Here is a 23,538-nt window from a genome sequence, read left to right as displayed (position 1 = left end):
CAGTTATATGGCCAATAAATGTTATCCATGGATTATTAGTTTACGTCCGAAAACATTAGCTTTATCGTTTTCTGCTATTTTGTTGGGCAATGCGCTTGCCTATTGGCAACACTCTTTTGATCTAATAATTATGTTATTAGCAATGATTACTGCAGCGTTGTTACAAATTTTATCAAATTTAGCCAACGATTATGGTGATGCGGTTAAAGGTGGCGATAAACACAATTTAATCGGCCATCAACGTGGTTTACAGCTAGGTCTAATCACTCTTAATCAGTTAAAAATAGCTATTTGGATCACCATTATATTGTCTGTTTGCTCAGGATTGACTCTACTTTGGTTAGCCTGTAATAACGCTTATCAATTATTAATTTTTATCTTATTAGGTTTATCTTCAATCATCGCAGCAATTACTTATACTGTTGGTAAAAAACCTTATGGCTATATTGGCTTAGGTGATCTATCGGTGTTAATCTTCTTTGGCTTAGTTGGTGTGATGGGCAGTTATTATTTACAGACTAAAACTTTATCAGCATCAATCGTTTTTCCTGCAATAGCTAGTGGTTTGTTGGCTGTGGGAGTGCTAAATATTAATAATTTGCGTGATTATGAAAGTGATAAACAACATCATAAACGGACTTTGATTGTGCTGATTGGCAAAACTTATGGTTGTTGTTATCAGTTAGTTTTATTAATTGTATCATTATGTTTTTTTAGTTTATTTGCTTATCAACAGTTACATACTTATTGCAGTGGTATCTTTTTATTAACATTGCCGTTGTATCTCAAACATATGTACATGGTGTTTAAATTTAATACGAATAAAGACGCTGTACCACTATTAGTACAAATGGTCAAACTTGCTTTATTGACTAATTTACTTTATTGTTTAGGTATTATTTTGAGCTAGCTCACGTTTATTCCAAATTTATATCGTTTTACTTCATGTTAGCGTTATACTAGAACCGAATAGATATTATACAGTATAAGGAGACTCGACCATGGAATTTGATACATCAATTCTTTGCGATTACTATCCAGAAGATGTGAACGTTGTCGAACCGATATTTAGTAACTTTGGTGGTGTGGCTTCATTTTCTGGCCAAGCTGTCACCGTGAAATGTTTTGAAGATAACGGCATTTTGTACGAAGTGTTACAATCCAATGGTGCAGGGAAAGTATTGGTTATTGATGGCGGTGGTTCGGTGCGTCGAGCATTGATAGATGCCGAATTAATCGATATAGCCCTGCAAAACCAATGGGAAGGTATCATTGTTTATGGAGCGGTGCGCCAAGTTGATTATATCGCCGATGCTGAAATTGGAGTGCAAGCACTAGCGGCAATTCCTGTCGGCTCTGATGATCAAGGTGTTGGTGAAATAGATATTCGCGTTAACTTTGGTGGCGTGACGTTCTTCTCTGGCGACTTTATCTATGCTGATAATACTGGCATTATCTTATCTGAAATTGCACTTGAAGTAGACGATAAATAACTTGGTTATTCTTTTTAGTTATTCTTTTTAAGGAACCGCAGTATCTTTACAGCGGTTTTTTATGTTGAAAAACCCCGTTCCTCAATTTTTTCTGATAATTTTATATCGTGCGGTTACGAATATAGCCTCCGGTGACGGTGATAATTAAGCCAGCTATTTCCATATCTAATAATTTAATGGTTAACTCAGGAATGGGTAAATCAACTAGCGTAGCGATTGTATCAACAGCAATAGGCTGATGATGAATAACAGCAAAAATTTCTGGATATAAAACGGTATTACTCTCTTTGTTTTCATGATTATTCTGTCGATTAAGTGATGATAAAAAGCCACTATAATGTTCTAAAATATCGGTTGGTTTGGTAACCAGATAAGCGCCTTGTTGGATTAAATAATGGCTTCCATGGCTATTTGGATTATCAATATCACCCGGCAAAGCAAAAACATCACGATTTTGTTCAAGCGCATAACGAGCAGTAATAAGTGATCCACTTTTTTCCGATGCCTCAACCACAAATGTCCCTAAACTTAATCCACTAATAATACGATTGCGGCGCGGAAAGTATTCGGATCTTGCTTTTTCAAATGGATAAAATTCTGAAATGATAGCCCCATTTTGTGACAAAATATCATTGGCTAATCTAACATTTGAACGAGGTGTGATTTGTGCTAAACCGCTACCCAAAACGGCAATAGTATTTCCTGATACATCGAGTGCACCACGATGACAGATCGCATCTAAACCCAGTGCCAGTCCGCTAGTTACCGTCAAACCATTAATGGCTAATTCATTAGCAAAATATCTTCCCCATTGTGCACCATACTCACTAAATTCACGACTACCTACCATCGCAATTTGTGGTGAATGTAATAGTTGTTTATTTCCCATAACAAATAGCAATAACGGTGGTGAACTGATTTGTTTAAGTAATGTTGGATAATCTGAATCACAATAAGCAATCAAATGTTTAGGCGGGTTAGTGGTAGCTAACCAATCAAGGATGGGTTCAAAATGAAGATAGGAAATCGCAAAAAAATGATTTTGAAGTGTTTTACAAATACCTATCTTTTCCAATAATAATGGAACATTATTTATTTTATTAGGTAGACCGGCGCTAAAATATAGCTCTATTTTCTCAAAATATCTCATTCTTTTATGGCCAAGCATTGAAATTCGCAATAAAAATTCATATTTACTCATTACAGCCCTTTTATATACATCGTTAGCTTGAACCATATCTAGAATTGATTAGATATATTTTACCAATAGCCAACTAAGGCTATTCATGGGCATAATAAATGTTTACAATGTATACGAAATTGAGAAAACACCAAATTGAGGAGTAGATCGAAGAATTTATGGCTATTTTACCGGTATTACGTTTCCCAGACGAACGACTTCGCAAAGTTGCTAAGCCTGTCTCTAATTTTACACCTGAGCTACAAGAAATTATCGATAATATGGTTGAAACCATGTACGCTGAACATGGCATTGGGCTTGCTGCAACGCAAGTTGATGTGCATGAGCAAATTATTGTGATTGACGTGTCAGAAGATAAAAGCCAACTTTATGTGATTATTAATCCTGAAGTGATTAGTCAAGAAGGTGAAACAGGCATTGAAGAAGGATGTTTATCGATACCTGACTGCCGTGGATTTGTGCCAAGATCAGAAAAAATCAAGATTAAAGCGTTAGATCGTAATGGTAATCCTTACGAAATCGATGCTGATGAACTATTAGCCATCTGTATTCAGCATGAAATGGATCATTTAAAAGGTAAACTGTTTGTTGATTATCTCTCACCATTAAAGCGGCAACGTATTGAACAAAAGATGAAAAAACTAGCTCGTGAAGAGCAAAAGAATCGATAGTAAAAACCGCCACTAATTTGGCGGTTTTTACTATATAGCCTAACGTTATTTAGCTACAATCACCATTGCTGGTCGAATTAATCGGCCATTAAGTGTATAGCCTTTTTGAATAGTATTAACAATTTGTCCTGATTGATGTTCTGGTGATTCAACCATACTAATTGCTTGATGCAGATCAGGGTTTAGCTGTGAATCAGCTGTATTGATAACTTCAATACCAAATTTTTTGACCGTATCTAAAAATGATTTAAGTGTTAGCTCTAATCCTTCTACCGTTGCTTTATGTTCAGGATTATTTTTATCGGTAGATTCTAATGCCCGCTCAAGATTATCAATCACCGGTAAAAGTTCATTTGAGAATTTTTCAAGAGCAAATTTACGTGCTTTATCAACATCTTGTTCAACACGTTTGCGTACATTATCAATTTCAGCACGAGCACGAATCATTGCTTCACTCTCGTTTTTCTTAGCAAGTTGCAGTGCTTGTTCAAGTTCGCTAATGCGAGCATCTTTAGCCTTTAACTGATCTTCAACACTTGGTTGTGATGGGGTTTGCTCTTCAGTACTTTGCTCAGCAGCGGTTTCAATGTTTGTTTCATTTTCTGACATTTTGTTCTCTTGTTCTGTCATACGGTACTCCAAATTTAGTCGAAAACTTAGTGAATAACAGTTATTATGGGGACAAATTTTATTATTACAAGTTTAACGATAAGATGATATCGTGTTTTTTAATTGATAACTAAAAAATAATGATACTAAAGTTAAAAATGAACAAGGATATTTTATGGGTAGACCATTTAAATGTATTGGTTTGGTTGGGATTCCACGTAAATTAGAGGCGATAGAAACTCATCAGGTACTTTATGATTGGCTAGTTAACTTAGGTATTGATGTTTTAGTAGAAGATCGATTAGCGCAATATATTAAATTACCTAGCAATGTCTATGCGTCTCTCGATACTATTGGTGAACAAGCAGATTTAGCCATTGTGGTGGGTGGTGACGGCAATATGTTACGTTCCGCTCGTCACTTATCACACTATAAAATCAAAGTAATTGGGGTGAATCGAGGTAATTTAGGTTTTTTAACCGATATTTCTCACGATCATGTCATCGAACAATTAACCCCAGTTATCAAAGGTGAATATGATGATGATCCTCGATTTTTGCTGGAAGTATCAATCTATAGTGATGGTCAGTTAATTAATTCTGGTTTTGCGGTAAATGAAATAGTGGTTACCCCCAATACGGTTGCTCATATGATCGATTATGATGTGTATATCAATGAGCGTAATGCATTTTCGCAGCGTGCTGATGGTTTAATTATTGCCACACCGACTGGTTCTACCGCGTACTCACTATCGGCCGGTGGTCCAATTCTTGCACCACATTTAGATGCGTTAATTATTACACCAATGTTTCCACACTCTTTGGCAGTTAGACCTTTAGTGATTAAGAGTGATGATCCGATTCATCTTAAATTTCCAACTACCGCTTTGGATCTTAATATTGCTTGTGATAGCCAAATTATTTTACCGGTTAGGCCAACCCAAGATGTGATAATCCGTCGCTCCAATTATGAATTTAATCTAATCCATACTAAAGACTATGATTATTTTAATAATTTATCGAGTAAGTTAGGTTGGTCACAAAAAATGTTTTAAGGGTTGCTATGCTAAGTAACTCTTATTTTCATATTGAAATTATCATTTAAAGATAGATTTATCTTTAAATGATAAAGGTTAACAGATAAACCGATAATGATGAGAAGATTGCGGCGATCACATCATCAACCATAATGCCAAATCCCCCTGGTACGCGTTTATCAAACCAACGGATTGGCCAAGGTTTGGCCATATCAAAGATTCTAAATGCGACAAACGCAATCGTTACCCATAAAATCGAAATCTGTGGAATAAAAAATAAAGTTATCCACATACCGACAAATTCATCCCATACTATATGCCCTGAATCATGGGTGTGGGTATCATCCGAGGTTTTTTGACATAAAAAACAACCAAAAATAAAGGCGACAACTATTAACACCCAATATAAATACGGTTGCAAACCATCAAATAGTAACCAAAGTGGAATAGCCATTGCTGATCCCATTGTGCCGGGCATAATAGGTGACATTCCCGATCCTAACCCCACCGCAAGTAAATGGATAGGATTTGTTAATTGCACATATTTTTTAAAGTCTCTATTTCGCTCTTGTTTTGTCATTATGATAAAAATCTTTTGATAAAATTATGCCGACATTAGGTCGGCAAAAAGTTGCTTAGCCAAGCCAAGCAATGATGATAATCAAATATATTATTAGTCTTTAGCTAACGTTGCAACCATTACCGCTTTAATCGTATGGAGACGGTTTTCTGCTTCATCAAATACGATACTGTGTTTCGATTCAAAGACTTCGTCTGTCACTTCTAAACCATTTTTTAAACCATACTGAGCTGCCATTTGTTTACCAACAGTGGTATTCATATCATGAAATGCCGGTAAACAGTGCATAAATTTGACTTCTGGATTACCAGTTAAATTGATGACATCCTGATTTACTTGATATGGAGTTAATAATTTGACTCTTTCGTCCCAAACTTCTTTTGGTTCGCCCATCGATACCCATACATCGGTATATAGAAAATCCACATCTTTAACACCATCAGCAACGTCTTGCGTTAAAATGATTTTCGCGCCAGTAGTTTTGGCTATTTCTTGGCATTTTTGTACTAATTCTGCTTCTGGCTGACAAGCTTTAGGGGCCACTAAACGAATTTCCATGCCCATTAATGCCGCACCTTCCATTAACGAATTTCCCATATTATTACGGGCATCACCTAAATAAGCAAATTTAACACCGCTTAATGCTCGCTCACCGATATGTTCTTGCATGGTCATAAAATCAGCTAAAATTTGAGTTGGATGTGCTTCAGTGGTTAAACCATTCCAAACCGGAACACCAGAATATTTAGCTAAGGTTTCAACAATTTCTTGCCCATAGCCACGGTATTCAATGCCATCATACATTCTGCCTAATACTCGAGCTGTATCCGCAATTGATTCTTTGTGTCCGATTTGGCTACCACTCGGCCCTAAATAGGTAACTTGTGCTCCTTGATCAAATGCACCGACTTCAAATGCACAGCGAGTGCGAGTTGAGTCTTTTTCAAAAATAAGCGCAATATTTTTACCAACTAAATGTTGTTTTTCAGTACTTTGTTTTTTGGCTTTTTTTAATTCAATAGCTAGATTAATTAATTGATTAATTTCTGCTGGAGTAAAGTCAAGTAAACGTAAAAAATGACGTTGATAAAAACCGTGCATACAGAGCTCCTAATAGCCATAAAAAATTATTAAGATTCTATTTGAATAATTATGCAATTTCAAGTTAAACATTTCATATTTATGTGATATTAGTTTTAAATTATGAAATAGTCTAAAAAATTAGACTTTATTGTTTAATTATTTTTTATAATATCGCTTTTTTTGTTTAAAAAATTGTAATAAAATGGCCAAATATTGTCTGTTTAGAAAACAATTAATTGAATTTTTATTCATAATTATTGATTATTTAATCAAAAGGTCGTTTAATCATGCAAACTTATGCCCTCCTTATTTTACAAGATGGTTCGCAATTTATTGGTAAATCAATTGGTGCTGATGGTCAGACTGTTGGTGAAGTTGTGTTTAATACTTCTATGACAGGGTATCAAGAAATTCTTACTGATCCTTCATATTGTGAACAAATAGTGACATTAACTTATCCGCATATTGGTAATGTTGGTACCAATAGTGCTGATGATGAATCAACACAAGTTTATGCAAAAGGATTGATTATTCGAGATTTACCATTAATCGCAAGTAATTATCGTAGCGAAATGGATCTTTCAAGTTATTTAAAAAAACATAATGTGATTGCGATTGCTGATATTGATACACGTTGTTTAACACGTATTTTACGTGAAAAAGGGGCACAACATGGCGTGATTATTACCGCAAATGATAAACAGACCTTACTTGATAAAGCAGAAAATGCCAAACAGCAGGCAGTAGAATATAAGGGTTTAAGTGGTTTAGATTTGGCTCAAGATGTGACGTGCAGTAAAAGTTATACATGGACCAGCAGTATATGGACAATTCAACAAGAGCATCCAATCCCAAAAGCAGAAAGTGAACTACCTTATCATGTTGTTGCTTATGACTTTGGTGTTAAACAAAATATTTTACGGATGTTAGTTGCGCGTGGATGTAAGTTAACTGTTGTACCCGCAAAAACACCTGCAAATGAAGTATTGTCATTAAACCCAGATGGAATATTCCTATCAAATGGTCCTGGTGATCCCGCCCCTTGCACTTATGCCGTTGACGCGATTAAGCAGTTTCTGACTACCGATATTCCTGTTTTTGGTATCTGTTTGGGGCACCAATTGTTAGCGCTAGCCTGTGGTGCTAAAACGATCAAAATGAAATTTGGTCATCATGGTGGTAATCATCCTGTTAAGGATCTAGAAAATAATCGTGTCATGATTACAGCGCAAAATCATGGCTTTGCTGTCGATGAGAACACCTTGCCAGCACATTTACGCGCCACACACAAATCGTTATTCGATGGTTCATTACAAGGGATTCATCATAATCAAAAACCTGCATTTAGTTTTCAAGGACACCCTGAAGCCAGTCCAGGTCCACACGATGCTGCGCCACTTTTTGATCACTTTATTGAATTAATTAAAATTTATAAGCAGGAGCAATAACATGGCTAAGCGAACAGATATTAAAAGTATTCTAATTATTGGCGCAGGGCCAATCGTTATCGGTCAAGCTTGTGAATTTGATTATTCCGGTGCTCAGGCATGTAAAGCATTACGTGAAGAGGGCTATCGAGTTATTTTAGTTAACTCGAATCCGGCAACCATTATGACCGATTCAGAAATGGCTGATGCTACCTATATTGAGCCTATCCACTGGACATGTGTGCGTAAAATTATTGAGAAAGAGCGACCTGATGCCATTTTACCGACAATGGGGGGGCAAACGGCATTAAATTGTGCATTAGAACTTGAAAAACGGGGTGTATTAAAAGAGTTTAATGTTGAAATGATCGGTGCTACTGCCGATGCGATTGATAAAGCGGAAGATCGCAAACGCTTTGATCAGGCGATGAAAAAAATTGGTCTTGATACAGCTCGTTCTGGTATTGCTCACTCATTAACAGAAGCTTATACGGTATTAGAACAAGTCGGATTTCCTTGTATTATTCGTCCTTCTTTTACAATGGGGGGAACCGGTGGCGGTATAGCATACAATCAAGAAGAATTTGAGGAAATATGTACTCGAGGCCTTGATTTATCGCCGACTAATGAATTACTTATTGATGAATCATTGATTGGATGGAAAGAGTATGAAATGGAGGTCGTGCGGGATAAAAACGATAATTGTATTATTGTTTGTTCGATTGAAAATTTCGATCCTATGGGGATCCATACTGGCGATTCAATCACGGTTGCACCGGCACAAACCTTAACAGATAAAGAGTATCAAATTATGCGTAATGCTTCAATTGCGGTATTACGTGAGATTGGCGTTGAAACTGGTGGTTCAAATGTACAATTTTCGGTTGATCCAAAAACAGGTCGATTAATTGTGATTGAAATGAATCCTCGGGTATCTCGTTCTTCAGCGTTAGCATCTAAAGCAACTGGTTTTCCTATTGCTAAAATCGCGGCTAAATTAGCGGTTGGCTATACACTTGATGAACTGTGCAATGATATTACTGGTGGAAAAACACCTGCTTCTTTCGAACCGTCTATTGATTATGTCGTTACTAAGATTCCACGGTTTAATTTTGAAAAATTTGCTGGTTGTAATGATCGCTTAACCACGCAAATGAAATCGGTGGGTGAAGTGATGGCAATTGGCCGAACATTCCAAGAATCGATGCAAAAAGCACTACGAGGGCTAGAGGTTGGCGCCAGTGGGTTGGACGAAAAAATCGATGATTATAGTGATGAAAAGAATCTAACTAAAATTCGTTATGAATTGCAGGAAGCTGGTAGTGAGCGTATTTGGTATCTAGCTGATGCGTTTCGTGCTGGTTTCACGCTGGATGAAATCTTTTTATTAACCCATATTGATCGTTGGTTCTTAGTACAAATTGAAGAGTTAGTGCAAATAGAAAATCGCTTAAAGCAACAAACCATTAATGATCTTGATCAAGAGGCATTATGGCAACTTAAACGTAAAGGCTTTTCGGATCTTCGTATTGCTAAACTGCTTAATACTCAAGAACAAGCCGTGCGAGATCTGCGCGTACAATATGATATTCACCCAGTTTATAAACGTGTGGATACCTGTGCAGCCGAGTTTTCAACCGATACAGCCTATCTTTACTCAACATATGAACAAGAGTGTGAGGCCAACCCACAATTTAATCGTAAAAAGATTATGATTTTGGGCGGTGGGCCTAATCGAATTGGTCAAGGCATTGAATTTGATTACTGCTGTGTGCATGCAGCATTGGCTTTACGTGAAGATGGTTTTGAAACCATTATGGTAAATTGTAATCCCGAAACGGTTTCAACCGATTACGATACTTCCGATAGACTCTATTTTGAGCCGGTTACCCTTGAAGATGTGCTTGAAATTGCCCACGTTGAAAAACCTAATGGCGTGATAGTACAGTATGGTGGACAAACTCCGCTGAAATTGGCGCGAGCTCTTGAAGCAGCCGGAATTCCAATTATTGGTACTTCTCCTGATGCCATAGACAGAGCCGAAGATCGCAAACGCTTTCAAGAAGTAGTCGATAAATTAAAGTTAAAACAGCCAGTTAATGCCACCGTAACCGATATTGATGAAGCGGTAATCAAAGCAGAACAAATCGGTTATCCACTCGTGGTGCGTCCATCTTATGTATTAGGCGGACGAGCAATGGAAATTGTTTACAATGAACAAGATTTACGCCGTTATTTTAAAACTGCGGTGAGTGAGTCAAATAATGCGCCTGTACTACTTGATCACTTTTTAGATGATGCAATCGAGGTGGATATTGATGTGATTGCCGATGGCGAGCAAATCGTTATTGGTGGCATTATGGAACATATTGAACAAGCTGGTATTCACTCTGGCGATTCCGCTTGTTCGCTACCAACGTATACATTAAGTCCTGAAATTCTAGCTGAACTGCGTAAACAAGCTAAACAGTTAGCATTCGAGCTAAACGTAAAAGGTTTAATGAATGGGCAATTTGCTGTAAAAGATAATCAAGTTTATCTAATTGAAATTAATCCACGTGCAGCCCGTACGGTGCCGTTTGTCTCGAAAGCGACTGGCTTACCACTGGCTAAAATTGCTGCCCGCGTCATGACAGGGCAATCGCTGACTAAGCAAAATGTCACTCAAGAAGTCATTCCGCCTTATTATTCCGTTAAAGAGGTGGTATTACCATTTAATAAATTTAGCGGTGTCGATCCTATTTTAGGTCCTGAAATGCGTTCAACCGGTGAAGTCATGGGAATTGGTAAAACATTTGCAGAAGCCTTTGCCAAAGCACAGCTTGGCAGCTTGTCGAATATGAAAAAATCTGGCAAAGCATTACTTTCTATTCGTGAACAAGATAAACCACGTCTATTAGAAGTTGCTAAACGATTAATCGCTCATGGATTTAGCATTGATGCCACACTTGGCACGGCAAAAGCATTGCAACAAGCAGGAATTGCCTGCCAAATTGTCAAAAAAGAGAATGAAGGTCGGCCAAATATTCATGATCATATTAAAAATGGCGAGTACAGTTATATTCTTAACACAACCTCAGGTCGAGCAGCTATTGAAGCATCTAAAATCCTACGCCGTAGTGCTATCCAATATAAGGTTCATTATGATACAACTATGAATGCAGCTTATGCTACGACAGCAGCTCTGGATTACAATCCTGCTGATAGCGTGATACCGTTACAGGCACTTTATCAATAAGCAAAAAGACGAGCTATAGCTCGTCTTTTTTTATAAATAATACATCAAGTTATAATTTATTTTTTAAGCCTTTCCTTCAGCCATCGCTAAAATATCTGCTTCGGTTAATTTGTGAGTCTGATTAGCAAACGCATAGCAAGTTGGTTTTTTATCAATAAAGACTTCAGCCGTGAATTTTAAATCCTTAATATCGTCAAAGATCCAAGCAGCAATATAATAATTTTGCGTACCTTTTAAATGATAATAAAGATGAGAGCCACACTCTTTACAAAATGCTCTTTCCGCCCATTGTGATGAGTTAAAATGGGTAACGTTCTCTTGTCCTTCTATCGTTAAATCACCACTGTGCGCTAAGGTCATTAAAGGCCCAGCACTCCATTTACGACAAGTTTGGCAATGGCATGCACTAAAATCCGTATTGGCAAATGGCACAGACAATTTAACTTTTCCACACAAACAAGATCCATGATATTGAGTTGACATATTTTTTCCTTTTTCCAATTAATGATTTTGCTAATTGGTTAAATATTAGCATAATGGATAATCAACTAGAATAAGTTTAGTTGTAAAAAATATTGAGGAGTGTATACCGTTTACTATATAAATTGTCTTTATTTGTTAAGGAATGTGTAAAAAAAGGACAGTTAGACTAGTAAGGTATTGCTTTATTATTTTATTGATATAATATAGCCACCTCTTTGACGCGGGGTGGAGCAGCTTGGTAGCTCGTCGGGCTCATAACCCGAAGGTCGTTGGTTCAAATCCAGCCCCCGCAACCAATTCTACCAAACCTTTCTCATATTCTTACAAACAACTAAATAATTACGCTGATTTTGGCACAGCAAGTAATGTTGATACCGCTTCGCTAATGCGTCTAGCAATGTAACTATTGTTCATTGTATATAAATGGATACCATCAACATTTTGTGAGACTAAATCAACAATCTGATCGATAGCATAAGCAATACCAGCATCACGAAATGCATCCGGATGATGTTCATATTTTTCCATTATTTGCTTAAATTTCTTAGGTAGATTAACACCACACATTGAAACCATTCGTTCAATCTGATTTTTATTGGTAACGGGCATAATGCCTGCTTCAATTGGTACATTAATATCCATGTCATGTGCTTTATCTAAAAAAGCATAAAAATAGTCATTATCAAAAAATAGTTGTGAAATTAGCTGATCGGTACCGGCATTTACTTTTTCTTTTAGATGGATTAAATCTTGTTTAAGCGTCGTTGCTTCAAGATGCCCTTCTGGATAGCATGCGCCAATAACATTAAAATCGCCGTTTTCTTTAATAAAGGTGACTAATTCGCTAGCAAAACGAAAATCATCTTTTGGTGGTACATTGGGGCTGATATCACCACGTAATGCTAATACATTATCAATTCCGGCACATTTGAGGTCGTGAAGAATTTTTAGCATTTCGGCTTTGTCGAAGTTGATCCCCGGTAAATGGGCGACACTTTCAATACCATAAGTATGTTTAACCGAATGTGCAATATCAATTGTAGTTTGGCCATTTAAGCTACCACCAGCACCATAAGTGACACTAATAAAGTCAGGTTTAAAATAACCTAATTCGCGTAATGTGCTATAAATTGTCTCTAATGGTGACGTTTTTTTAGGTGGAAAAACCTCAAAGGAAAATACTGTTTTTTGGTTAAATAATAAATTTGTTTTCATTGGTACCATCCATTCTTGCTATCTTTTTTACTCTACTGACATTACCGCCGCCTATAAAGGCGGCGGTAATTAAGACAGACAAAGCTAATTAACTTTATAAAAAACAGTGTTAATTAAGAGTCTTTCTCACTTCTAAGGTTGCTTGAACTAGGTGTTCTAAGCTTTCAACTACTTCTTTTTCACCGCGAGTTTTTAAACCACAATCTGGATTAATCCACAATTTTTGCTTATCAATTTTAGCCACTAATTTTTCAATAGTTGCTTTGATTTCCGCAACTGGTGGTACACGTGGTGAGTGGATGTCATATACGCCAGGTCCAACTTCTGTTTTAAAGTTATTTGCTTTAAGCACATCAATTAATTGTAGATTTGAGCGTGATGCTTCAAATGAAATAACATCGGCATCCATCGCATCAATATCTTTGATGATGTCAGCAAATTCGCTATAACACATATGAGTATGAATTTGGGTATCAGCTTGTACTTTGCTGTGAACCAATCTAAATGCTGGAATTGCCCAATCTAGATATTCACTATTCCAATCCGCTTTACGTAATGGTAATTTTTCTTTTAATGCCGCTTCGTCAATTTGGATGACTTTAATGCCAGCTGCTTCAAGATCTAATACTTCATCACTGATCGCTAACCCAATTTGGAATACCGATTCTTTTTGTGAGATATCTTCACGTGGGAATGACCAGTTTAAGATAGTCACAGGGCCGGTTAACATGCCTTTAACTGGTTTATCAGTTAAACTTTGCGCATATTTTGAATATTCAACCGTAATTGGTTTAGAACGGGAAATATCACCCCAAACAATTGGTGGCTTAACGCAACGTGTACCATAAGATTGTACCCAGGCTTTTTCAGTAAATACGAATCCGTTTAAGCTTTCACCGAAGTATTCCACCATGTCATTACGTTCAAATTCACCGTGAACTAATACATCAATACCGATCTCTTCTTGCAGTTTGATACATTCAGCAATTTTTTGTTTATTAAATTCAGTGTATTCATTTAGGCAAATTTCGCCTTTTTTGAATTTTGCACGATTTAAACGTACATCTGGTGTTTGTGGGAATGAACCAATAGTTGTAGTAGGTAATAATGGCAGATTAAAGGCTTTTTTCTGAGCAGCTTCACGCACCGAAAATTCAGGTAAACGAGTAAAATCAGACTCTTTCAGTGCCGCCACTTTTTGACGAACTGTTTGGTTAGCCCCTTCACGTTCACGGGTAAACAGAGTTTGGTTAGCTTTGTAAGCGGCATTATTATCTGGATTTGCTTCATTAAGTAATTGGCCTAATTCAGCAAGCTCTTGTAGTTTTTCTTGAGCGAAAGCAAAATAAGCACGTTGTTGAATAGTTAATTTAGTCTCATTTTGTAATGTATAAGGTACATGCAATAATGAGCATGAAGTATTCACCACAACGTTTGCAGCTTTTTGTTTAATTTTAGCTAATAATGTTAAGGTTTTTTTGTAATCATTTTTCCAAATATTTTTACCATTAACGACACCTGCAAATAATACTTTTTCAGCAGGGAAGCCATTATTTTCAAGTAAGGCTAAAGTTTGTTTACCTTCAACAAAATCAAGACCAACACCATCAAAAGGTAATGCAACAAGTTCTTTATAACAGTCACGTACATCACCAAAATAAGTTTGTAATACGACTTTCGTTTTACCTTTAACAGATAAAATAGCTTGATAAATTTCGTTAAATAACTCGATATCTTGTTGAGTAAGATCAGTCACTAAAATTGGCTCGTCAATTTGAATCCAATCAGCGCCAAGAGCAGTGAATTTTTGAATGATTTCTTGATAAGCTTTAATAATATCAGCTTTAAAATCAACTAATTGCTTTCTACCTAAGTATTGAGCTAATTTGAAAAAGGTTAAAGCACCAATGATCACCGGTTTCGTTTGAATGCCGAGTTCTTTGGCTTCTTGGTATTCATCAAATGGTTTGCTACTGGCAATTTTTATTTCTAGTGAATCTTCGATTTCAGGAACAAGATAGTGATAATTGGTATTGAACCATTTTTTCATAGCTAATGCACGAACATCACCTTTATCGCCTTGATAACCACGAGCCATAGCAAAATAACGATCGAGTTCAGGTAAACCTAAATCTTGATAACGTTTTGGTACAACATTTAGTAAACATGCTGTGTCTAGAACTGCATCATAAAATGAGAAGTCATTTGATGATATAAATGCTATTTTTTGAGCAGCTTGTTGATTTAAATGTTCTGCACGTAGCGCTTTTGCTTCACTTAATAGCTCCGCTTGAGTTTTATTTCCTTTAAAATAAGCTTCGGTAGCAAATTTTAATTCACGAAGCTTACCAACACGTGGATATCCAATAACAGCAGTATTCATTTTATTTTCCTTTCATTTCATCGCAGTTCTTTTAGTAACTAAAAAGATAACAAAAAAAATCGCTATTGAATAATTCTAGTTTTTTATGGATTGATATAGTTTTTAACTATATCAAAATAATTTACCATTTCCAGTTAACCCAAAATTAAGTATATTTATTTACTAAATGGATATAGGATAAGAAGAAATTCTAGATCATGATCAGTAATAGTTTCTATGTGTATTATTCTTTATTTAATTTACTTTCTTGAGCTTACTTTGATCTATCCATCATTAGGTAATGACCATAGCGGTGTTATGACGGTTCAGTCGATTTTGAACTTTTTTATTATGGTTTTTTTCTTGTTTAACTGCATTGTCAATATTCTGTATTGCCTATTTAAGTCACGTAAACATTGGTTTGATTATACTGCGGTTGGACTATTGTTTGCGGTTATTATTTTTATTCCGGTAAATAATTTTATGGTGGAAAAGACAAAGGAAGCTCGTCGATCGCACCGGGTTGAGCGACAACTTAATGATATAAATGCGGAGAGAGTAGAGAAGATTAATCTAAATATTTTACAAAAATGATTAATAATTAATTTATATAGTTAAGATTCAAAACCCTCCTATCTTGATTGGGACAGAAGGGTAGTAAACAATATTTATTTTCGCCATTCACCATGAATCGGTCTAGAAAAGTGAGCGAGTACGGCAATCATACAGATCTCGATAGAAACACCCCAATAAATATGACCTAAAATTTCACTCCATAATTCATAACCGTTTAAATTCCACAACCAACCAATTGTTCCTTCAGGTGCATAAGCGGGATGGCGGAATCCTAACAATGGAATTAAAAATCCGTGCATGACGACAGTAATAATTAATCCATAAAATGCCCCATACCAAAGTCGGATTTTATTCCAAAAATAAGCAATAAATACATAAACAAAAGCAAAAGCGAAACTAAATAACCAGTGATAAAGAGTGACTGCACCCAAAACATTGGTTCCTTGATAAATATAATCAAGCGAGTGGGAATTGATGCCTAACCAACCAAGCCAAGCATCAATATGTGCCGCTGGTGGCGAAATTTCACCGGGAACTCGAGGAGGCATATTAACTTCAGATCCCCATTTGACTAATGAACTGATAAAACCACCAATAATTGTTGTCCAGATGATAATTTGACGATTTGTTTTATTTCCAAACATTGAAGTTATTCCTTACTATATTTAATAGAATTGAAATTAAATAGCCAATAATATAAATAAATTGTGTTCTATCTAAGTTCTACCTAAATTGGGTAGGACGTTTTATTGTATATTCGTTTAAAACAAAATTTGTTTGCTCAGCATTACTTTTGGGGTGGACTAATATAGCTTTAATCAGTCATAATGGATAGATGCCGACATACCGATTTATAGACTAATTACGGTTAAATAATATACGCTTTTAAATCTAAATAATACACATTATCCCGATCATAATTTTTAAAAACACCTAAAATGATTATTTTAATTGATAATGATTCTCATTATCATGTATAATGGCAATATATCAATTTTGAGGTTTTGATTATGTTGAAAATATCCACAGTAAGTTTAGAAGAGATCAATAATACTGTTCATATTCCCGATCCGAATGCGAGTTTTTTTCGAAAACTGTGGGCTTTTTCTGGTCCGGGGGCTTTAGTAGCGGTTGGTTATATGGATCCCGGTAATTGGATCACCTCAATTCAAGGCGGTGCGCTTTATAGTTATTTGTTGCTATCAGTGATATTAATTTCTAGCTTGATAGCCATGTTATTACAGGCCATGTGTGTCAAGATTGGCGTAGTCACCGGCATGGATCTTGCACAAGCAACTAAATCAATGGTGGGTAGAAAGGTAGCATTTTGCTTATGGATATCAACTGAATTAGCGATTATTGCCACAGAAATTGCCGAGGTGATTGGTAGTGCCGTTGCCTTGAATCTTTTGTTTGATATTCCATTATTAATTGGTGTTTTATTAACGGTATTTGATGTGGTTATTTTGTTAATTCTAATGCGTTTTGGTTTTAGAAAAATAGAAGCTATCGTTTTTTGTTTAATTGCGACAATATTTATTATCTTCACTTATGAAGTGTTAAGAGCTTCACCGGCATTGAGTGACATTATTAATGGCTTTATTCCTCGAACAGATATTTTTACTGCCTCAATTAAAGGGCATGATTCAGCATTAGTTATAGCATTAGGTATTGTTGGTGCGACTGTTATGCCACATAATTTATATCTACACTCTTCAATCGTTCAAACCAGAAAATATGACAGAAAGAATCGAACCAGCCTAAAAGATGCAATTAAATATGCCACCATTGATTCCAATATACAGTTATCCTTTTCGTTCATCATCAATTGTCTCTTATTGATTCTTGGTGCCGCCCTTTTTTACGGCAATAATCCCGATGATCTTGGTCGATTTACACAGCTATATGATGCTTTGAAAGATCCACATATGGTTGGCCCGGTAGCCAGTTCGATTATGGCAACATTATTTGCTGTGGCATTACTGGCATCCGGTCAAAATGCAACAATTACTGGTACATTGACGGGGCAAATCGTTATGGAGGGATTTATCAATTTATCAATTCCTCTTTGGGCAAGACGAATAATTAGTCGTGGATTGGCGGTGACTCCGGTTATTTTATGTATTTATATTTGGGGAGATAAAGAAAATATTGTCGAAAATTTATTAATTTATACTCAAGTATTTTTGAGCATCGCTTTACCGATATCCATGGTGCCTTTAATTTGGGTCACTTCAAATAAAAAAATTATGCAGGAGTTTGTTAACAGTAAGTTAACTATTATTTTAGGCTGGATAGCAACTATTTCGTTAGTGATATTAAATTTACAACTAATTTATGAAGTGATTAGTTCATTATATTAACTAACTATATATCAGCTTATATATCAACTAATGATTGATCAAAACCATTGATTCAGTTGTTATCAATGGTTTATATTTTTCTAATCAATTGATGACACACCTTTATTGATTTGCTCAGTTATTAAGCAAAAGGATCCGTTTTAAAAACTAGGTAAAATCTAGATAGCAACGTAATTCTAGTTAAAATAATAAAATTAAATCGTAATTTTATTTAAAAAGCTGTATTTATTTACAGTGTTTTTGTTGATATACTCGTACTAATTTTAATCAGTTGCATGTGTTTATTTAATTATTATGATAACTCAACTTACTATTAATAATTTTGCTATTGTCGATCAGTTGTTAGTTGATTTTACAACAGGGATGACCGCAATTACAGGGGAAACTGGGGCCGGTAAATCGATTGCGATTGATGCCTTAGGATTATGTTTAGGTAATCGTTCAGATGCCTCTGCTATTCGTAATGGTGCGGAACGAGTAGATATTTCAGCTAGTTTTGTCCTTGATGACACACCAGCGGCATATGTATGGTTAACTGAAAATCAACTTGATGAAGGTAATGACTGTATTTTACGACGAGTCATCAATCAAGATGGGCGTTCTAAAGCATTTATTAATGGGCGAGCTGTACCAATTTCACAATTAAAAGATTTAGGACAAATGCTAATTCAAATTCATGGCCAACATGAACATCAGCGTTTGTTAAAAAGTGATTATCAACAAATATTACTTAATCACTATATGCATGAACCAAATTTATTATCGCAAATGCAACAGGCCTATAAGCAATGGAAAACGGCTAGCCAAGCTTATCAACAATATCAATCCTCAAAACAAGAGCGCGATGCACATGTTCAGTTATTGCAATATCAGTTAAAAGAGTTAAATGAATTTTCGCCGATTGAAGGGGAATATCAACAAATTGATGAAGAATATAAAAAGTTAGCCAATAGTGAACAGCTAATTAGTCTTAGCCAACAATCGATAATGTTACTCGACGAAGCTGATGAGTACAATGTGAGTAATATGCTTAATAGTGTTAAACATATTATTAATGATTTAGCCGGATTAGATCCATCTTTAAATAATGTTTCAGCAATGCTAGAAGAAGCTACTATTCAAATTAAAGAAGCTTGCTATGAATTACGTCATTATAGTGAAAGTTTAGAGTTGGATCCGGCAAGAGTGATGCAACTTGAACAACGCATATCAAAACAGATCGCTTTAGCTCGTAAGCACCATGTGTCACCAGAAGCATTACCTGAATTACATCAGAGTTTACTTAATGAATTTAAACAGATTAATCAGCAAGATGAACAGGGTGAACAGTTAAAAGAGCAGATCAAAAAATATCAACAAATTGCCGTAGAATTAGCAACTAAATTACACCAAAAACGCTTAGCAGCTAGCAAAACATTAGCTAAAAAAGTATCGGCTACTATGCATGAATTATCTATGCCAAATGGTGATTTCAGTATTGATATAACATTCGATGAAAACCGCTTGAGTGAAGATGGTGCAGATCAGGTATCTTTTTTAGTTAGTACCAATGCTGGGCAAATTGCACAACCTTTAGCTAAAGTCGCATCTGGTGGTGAATTATCTCGTATAGCGTTAGCTATACAAGTTTTAACTGCACAAAAAATGGACACGCCGGCACTGATTTTTGATGAAATTGATGTTGGTATTAGCGGGCCTACTGCCGCTAAGGTGGGACAGTTATTAAGACAACTTGGTGAATCAACTCAAGTTATTACTGTGACACATTTGCCACAAGTTGCTGGTCAAGCTAATCAACACTATTTTGTAAGTAAACAAACCAATGGCAAACAGACCGCTACTGATATGCAAAGATTAGATAAAAATGGTCGTTTAAATGAACTAGCTAGGTTATTGGGCGGTGATAAAATCACAGATGCAACATTAGCCAATGCGAAAGAGTTACTTATTATCTAATTTAATTATGGTAAAATAACGACTTTAATTTTGGACTGAGGATAGCTAGAATCATGAGCTTATCTGGTAAAAATATTTTATTAGGCATAACGGGTGGCATTGCTGCTTATAAATGTCCAGATCTTGTCCGCCATTTAAAAAAGGCTGGTGCGCAAGTACGAGTTGTATTGACCGAGTCCGCTAGTCATTTTGTCGCACCGATGACGTTACAAGCGGTATCTGGTAATGCAGTATCAAAAGAGTTATTCGATCCTACAGCTGAACTCTCAATGAGCCATATTGAATTAGCTAAATGGGCTGATTTAGTATTAATTGCCCCGGCTACAGCGAATATTATTGCTAAGATGGCAAATGGTATTGCCGATGATCTGTTATCGACGATGTGCCTTGCGACGCCAGCCAAAATTGTTATCGCACCAGCAATGAATCAACAGATGTATAAAGCTGCCGCAATGCAGCAAAATTTAGCGACATTAGAATCACGCAATACGTTAATTTTAGGTCCAGATGAGGGTTTTCAAGCGTGTGGTGATATTGGTCCTGGTCGCATGGTTGAACCGACAACTATCGTTGAAAGTATTAATAACTATTTTCAAGCTAATTCCGAACTTGCTGGAACCACCATTACTATCACTGCCGGCCCTACCATTGAAGAGCTTGATCCAGTCCGTTATATCAGTAATTATAGTTCTGGTAAAATGGGCTTTGCCATTGCAAAAGCGGCGGCCGAAATGGGAGCAACAGTGAACTTAATTAGCGGTCCAGTTAATTTAACAACACCTGATAATGTTAATCGCATTAATGTAAAAAGTGCTAAACAGATGTATGATGAGGCATTGGTTTTGGCGAAGAAATCTACGATTTTTATTTCTTGTGCCGCTGTTGCTGATTATCGGGCTGAGACTATTGCTAAGAATAAAATTAAAAAAACTGATGATAGCAATGAGCTTGTGATTAAATTAGTTAAAAATCCAGATATTGTTGCCAGTATTGCTGGATTAAAAGAATACCGTCCATTTGTCGTTGGTTTTGCCGCTGAAACGAATGATGTAAAGGCCTATGCCCTTAAAAAATTGACCACAAAAAATTTAGATTTAATTTGTGCTAACGATGTGTCAGACCAGAATATAGGTTTTAACTCTGATCAAAATGCATTAACCCTTTATTGGCAAAATGGCGAACAAACGTTACCATTAAGCAGTAAACAACAATTAGCAAAACAGTTACTTCAAGCAGTTATAACACGATATAAAGCGAGTCATGATGAAAAGAAAAATTGATATTAAAGTATTAGATAAACGTTTAGGTAATGAGTTTCCACTACCAACTTATGCAACCGAAGGTTCAGCTGGTATCGATTTAAGAGCAATGTTTGATAAAACTACCGAAATTAAACCTGGTGAAACGATTTTAACTCCAACTGGTTTATCTATGCATATTGCTGATCCTAGCTTAGCTGCATTAGTGTTACCTCGTTCAGGACTTGGTTCAAAAAATGGTATTGTTCTTGGTAATTTAGTTGGTTTAATTGATTCTGATTATCAAGGTCAATTATTTGTGCCAGTTTGGAATCGAAGCCAAACCCCATTTGTTATTGAACCGGGCGATAGAATTGCGCAATTAATTATTGTGCCAGTCGTGCAAGCTGAATTTAATATTGTTGATGATTTTGTTGAATCAACACGCGGTGAAGGTGGATTTGGGCATTCAGGTAAGAAATAATCGTGAGTAGCAAAAATAAAAATCGTAAAGAAGATATACTCCAAGCATTGGCAACTATGCTTGAATCTAATGAAGGTACGCAACGAATCACAACGGCTAAATTAGCTGCAACAGTTGGTGTTTCTGAAGCTGCTTTGTATCGACATTTTCCCAGCAAGACGAAAATGTTTGAGAGCTTAATTGTTTATATTGAAGATATTTTGCTTTCTCGTATTAATGTTATTATGCAAGATGAACCGAATACCTTTGTTCGACTGCAACTTATTTTAGCCTTAATACTTGGTTTTTCTGAAAAGAACCCAGGTCTGACTCGTATCATGACTGGGCATGCCTTAATGTTTGAGCAAGAGCAATTGCAAGATCGAATTAGTCAATTATTTGAACGAATCGAAACCCAGATAAAGCAAGTCATACGAGAAAGAAAAATTCGTGAAGGTATCGCTTTTACCACTGATGAACGTATTTTGGCTGGTCAGTTACTTGCATTTTGTGAAGGAATGATGGCACGTTATTCTCGTTCAGGTTTTAAGTATTTACCCACAACAAACTTTGAAACCCGTTGGGCTTTATTAGCAAAACAGTTAGTTTAATTCGACTCACTAACAATTATCGTTCTAACTATTTCTGTTATTGTTACAGAGGATAATTTCATGAATTTTGAAAATATAACTAATCAAATTCTATTCTTTATAGAAAAATATGATGGGGTAGTATTAAGTTATGTAGCTCATTTTTGTTTTGCCATTGTTATTTTTCTTATTGGCCGAACCATTGCTAAATTTGTTGCTCGCCAATTAAGAAGAATATTAACCAATCGTCATGTTGATCCAACCGTAGTTAAATTTGTCAGCTCTTTATCCTATTACGCCATTATAGTGATGACTTTCGTTGCTGTATTGGGACAACTTGGTGTGCAAACAGCATCAATTGTTGCTGTGATTGGTGCCGCCGGTTTAGCTGTTGGTTTAGCTTTACAAGGATCTTTGTCAAATTTTGCTGCTGGCGTGATTTTAATTATTTTTCGTCCTTTTAAAGTCGGTGAAACAGTGGTTATTAATAACCAAAAAGGGGATATTGATTCTATTCAAATCTTTTCAACGACTATCGTTACACCAACTAATGAAGTTGTTGTTATTCCAAATGGACAAGTAGTTAGTGCCAATATTATTAACTATACCCGTTTGCCGGAAAGACGTTTAGATTTAGTCGTTAATGTTGGCTATGATTCAGATATTCAAAAGGTTTATCAAGTTTTAAATCAAGCAGTGAATAAAACAAATAATATCTTAACCAGTAAAGATACAATTATCCGTTTGGATTTATTGGATGCTTCATCGATGAATTTTAATGTTTTAGTTTGGACTCTCAATGCCAATTATGGACCAGTTAAAGCTGAATTGCTTGAAAATATTAAAAATGGCTTAACTGAAAATGGTATTAACATTCCATATCCAACTATGGATGTAAATGTAAACTCTCAATCATAATTTTCAACTATGGTATTCCGTTGTTGGTTAGCAACG

20 protein-coding genes and 1 tRNA gene are annotated in these 23,538 nt (G+C 35.9%); 13 read left to right on the top strand and 8 right to left on the bottom strand.

The features are described from left to right. The first annotated feature begins 7 nt into the window (after positions 1-7). Both H3U97_RS08540 and rraA read left to right on the top strand, forming a co-directional pair. A complete protein-coding gene (locus tag H3U97_RS08540; RefSeq protein ID WP_065652038.1) occupies positions 8-910 on the top strand; it encodes a 1,4-dihydroxy-2-naphthoate polyprenyltransferase in 903 nt (300 codons plus the stop codon). 91 nt (positions 911-1,001) lie between these two features. Further along, entirely contained in the window at positions 1,002-1,493 is a 492-nt protein-coding gene (gene rraA, locus H3U97_RS08535) for a ribonuclease E activity regulator RraA (RefSeq protein WP_065579104.1), read from the top strand. Between the two features lie 100 nt (positions 1,494-1,593). Here the strand turns inward: rraA and dprA are convergent, their stop codons facing one another. Beyond that, complete coding sequence (gene dprA, locus H3U97_RS08530) at positions 1,594-2,694, bottom strand: DNA-processing protein DprA (RefSeq protein WP_198198712.1); 1,101 nt, start codon at positions 2,692-2,694, stop codon at positions 1,594-1,596. Positions 2,695-2,852: 158 nt separating this feature from the next. On the opposite strand from dprA, the gene def reads away from it, so the two are divergent. Then, on the top strand, positions 2,853-3,365 hold the full coding sequence (gene def, locus H3U97_RS08525) for a peptide deformylase (protein WP_034903137.1): 513 nt from the start codon (positions 2,853-2,855) through the stop codon (positions 3,363-3,365). A 45-nt stretch (positions 3,366-3,410) separates the two neighbouring features. On the opposite strand, the gene grpE is transcribed toward def, so the two are convergent. Further along, positions 3,411-3,995, bottom strand: coding sequence for a nucleotide exchange factor GrpE (gene grpE, locus H3U97_RS08520; RefSeq protein ID WP_065579106.1), 585 nt, complete (start codon positions 3,993-3,995; stop codon positions 3,411-3,413). 154 nt (positions 3,996-4,149) lie between these two features. Here grpE and nadK point away from each other — a divergent pair, with 154 nt between their 5' ends. Beyond that, complete coding sequence (nadK, locus tag H3U97_RS08515; RefSeq protein WP_065652042.1) at positions 4,150-5,028, top strand: NAD(+) kinase; 879 nt, start codon at positions 4,150-4,152, stop codon at positions 5,026-5,028. A 64-nt stretch (positions 5,029-5,092) separates the two neighbouring features. On the opposite strand, the gene H3U97_RS08510 is transcribed toward nadK, so the two are convergent. Both H3U97_RS08510 and argF read right to left on the bottom strand, forming a co-directional pair. Next, positions 5,093-5,590 carry a phosphatidylglycerophosphatase A gene (locus H3U97_RS08510; RefSeq protein ID WP_086361481.1) on the bottom strand — a complete coding sequence of 166 codons (498 nt, stop codon included), beginning with the start codon at positions 5,588-5,590 and terminating at the stop codon, positions 5,093-5,095. 93 nt (positions 5,591-5,683) lie between these two features. After that, the gene (gene argF, locus H3U97_RS08505; protein ID WP_198198711.1) at positions 5,684-6,691 is read right to left on the bottom strand and encodes an ornithine carbamoyltransferase; all 1,008 of its coding nucleotides are present in this window, start codon (positions 6,689-6,691) and stop codon (positions 5,684-5,686) included. 269 nt (positions 6,692-6,960) lie between these two features. Between argF and carA the strand changes: the two genes are divergently transcribed. Beyond that, the gene (gene carA / locus H3U97_RS08500; RefSeq protein WP_198198710.1) at positions 6,961-8,121 is read left to right on the top strand and encodes a glutamine-hydrolyzing carbamoyl-phosphate synthase small subunit; all 1,161 of its coding nucleotides are present in this window, start codon (positions 6,961-6,963) and stop codon (positions 8,119-8,121) included. A 1-nt stretch (position 8,122) separates the two neighbouring features. After that, a complete protein-coding gene (gene carB / locus H3U97_RS08495) occupies positions 8,123-11,338 on the top strand; it encodes a carbamoyl-phosphate synthase large subunit (RefSeq protein WP_198198709.1) in 3,216 nt (1,071 codons plus the stop codon). 63 nt (positions 11,339-11,401) lie between these two features. Here the strand turns inward: carB and H3U97_RS08490 are convergent, their stop codons facing one another. Beyond that, the gene (locus H3U97_RS08490) at positions 11,402-11,821 is read right to left on the bottom strand and encodes a GFA family protein (protein ID WP_025316813.1); all 420 of its coding nucleotides are present in this window, start codon (positions 11,819-11,821) and stop codon (positions 11,402-11,404) included. Positions 11,822-12,040: 219 nt separating this feature from the next. Here H3U97_RS08490 and H3U97_RS08485 point away from each other — a divergent pair. Next, positions 12,041-12,117: transfer RNA gene (locus tag H3U97_RS08485), tRNA-Met, on the top strand. Between the two features lie 43 nt (positions 12,118-12,160). On the opposite strand, the gene metF is transcribed toward H3U97_RS08485, so the two are convergent. The 3 genes from metF to H3U97_RS08470 form a co-directional block, all read right to left on the bottom strand. After that, positions 12,161-13,036, bottom strand: a complete 876-nt coding sequence (metF, locus tag H3U97_RS08480) for a methylenetetrahydrofolate reductase [NAD(P)H] (RefSeq protein ID WP_198198708.1) — start codon at positions 13,034-13,036, stop codon at positions 12,161-12,163. A gap of 109 nt (positions 13,037-13,145) precedes the next feature. Beyond that, on the bottom strand, positions 13,146-15,419 hold the full coding sequence (metE, locus tag H3U97_RS08475) for a 5-methyltetrahydropteroyltriglutamate--homocysteine S-methyltransferase (protein WP_198198707.1): 2,274 nt from the start codon (positions 15,417-15,419) through the stop codon (positions 13,146-13,148). A gap of 647 nt (positions 15,420-16,066) precedes the next feature. Then, positions 16,067-16,618, bottom strand: a complete 552-nt coding sequence (locus tag H3U97_RS08470) for a DUF1440 domain-containing protein (protein ID WP_198198706.1) — start codon at positions 16,616-16,618, stop codon at positions 16,067-16,069. 366 nt (positions 16,619-16,984) lie between these two features. Here H3U97_RS08470 and H3U97_RS08465 point away from each other — a divergent pair, with 366 nt between their 5' ends. The 6 genes from H3U97_RS08465 to H3U97_RS08440 all read left to right on the top strand — a co-directional run bounded on the left by H3U97_RS08465 (position 16,985) and on the right by H3U97_RS08440 (position 23,502). Next, entirely contained in the window at positions 16,985-18,337 is a 1,353-nt protein-coding gene (locus tag H3U97_RS08465) for an Nramp family divalent metal transporter (protein WP_065579116.1), read from the top strand. Positions 18,338-18,631: 294 nt separating this feature from the next. Then, positions 18,632-20,293 (top strand): DNA repair protein RecN, encoded by a 1,662-nt coding sequence (gene recN / locus H3U97_RS08460; protein ID WP_065652050.1) that lies wholly within the window; start codon positions 18,632-18,634, stop codon positions 20,291-20,293. 50 nt (positions 20,294-20,343) lie between these two features. Continuing rightward, the gene (gene coaBC / locus H3U97_RS08455; protein ID WP_370545683.1) at positions 20,344-21,573 is read left to right on the top strand and encodes a bifunctional phosphopantothenoylcysteine decarboxylase/phosphopantothenate--cysteine ligase CoaBC; all 1,230 of its coding nucleotides are present in this window, start codon (positions 20,344-20,346) and stop codon (positions 21,571-21,573) included. After that, positions 21,557-22,015: a dUTP diphosphatase gene (dut, locus tag H3U97_RS08450; RefSeq protein ID WP_065579119.1), complete on the top strand. Its 459-nt coding sequence runs from the start codon at positions 21,557-21,559 to the stop codon at positions 22,013-22,015. The genes coaBC and dut overlap by 17 nt, the downstream gene beginning before the upstream one ends. A 2-nt stretch (positions 22,016-22,017) precedes the next feature. Beyond that, positions 22,018-22,605, top strand: coding sequence for a nucleoid occlusion factor SlmA (slmA, locus tag H3U97_RS08445; protein ID WP_242650638.1), 588 nt, complete (start codon positions 22,018-22,020; stop codon positions 22,603-22,605). Between the two features lie 60 nt (positions 22,606-22,665). Continuing rightward, on the top strand, positions 22,666-23,502 hold the full coding sequence (locus H3U97_RS08440) for a mechanosensitive ion channel domain-containing protein (RefSeq protein ID WP_065652052.1): 837 nt from the start codon (positions 22,666-22,668) through the stop codon (positions 23,500-23,502). The last annotated feature ends 36 nt before the right edge of the window (positions 23,503-23,538 follow it).

The sequence above is a fragment of the Gilliamella sp. W8128 genome (genome assembly GCF_016100545.1).
GTDB classification, from domain to species: Bacteria; Pseudomonadota; Gammaproteobacteria; order Enterobacterales; family Orbaceae; genus Gilliamella; species Gilliamella apis.
This window is presented reverse-complemented; position numbering and strand designations above follow the sequence as displayed.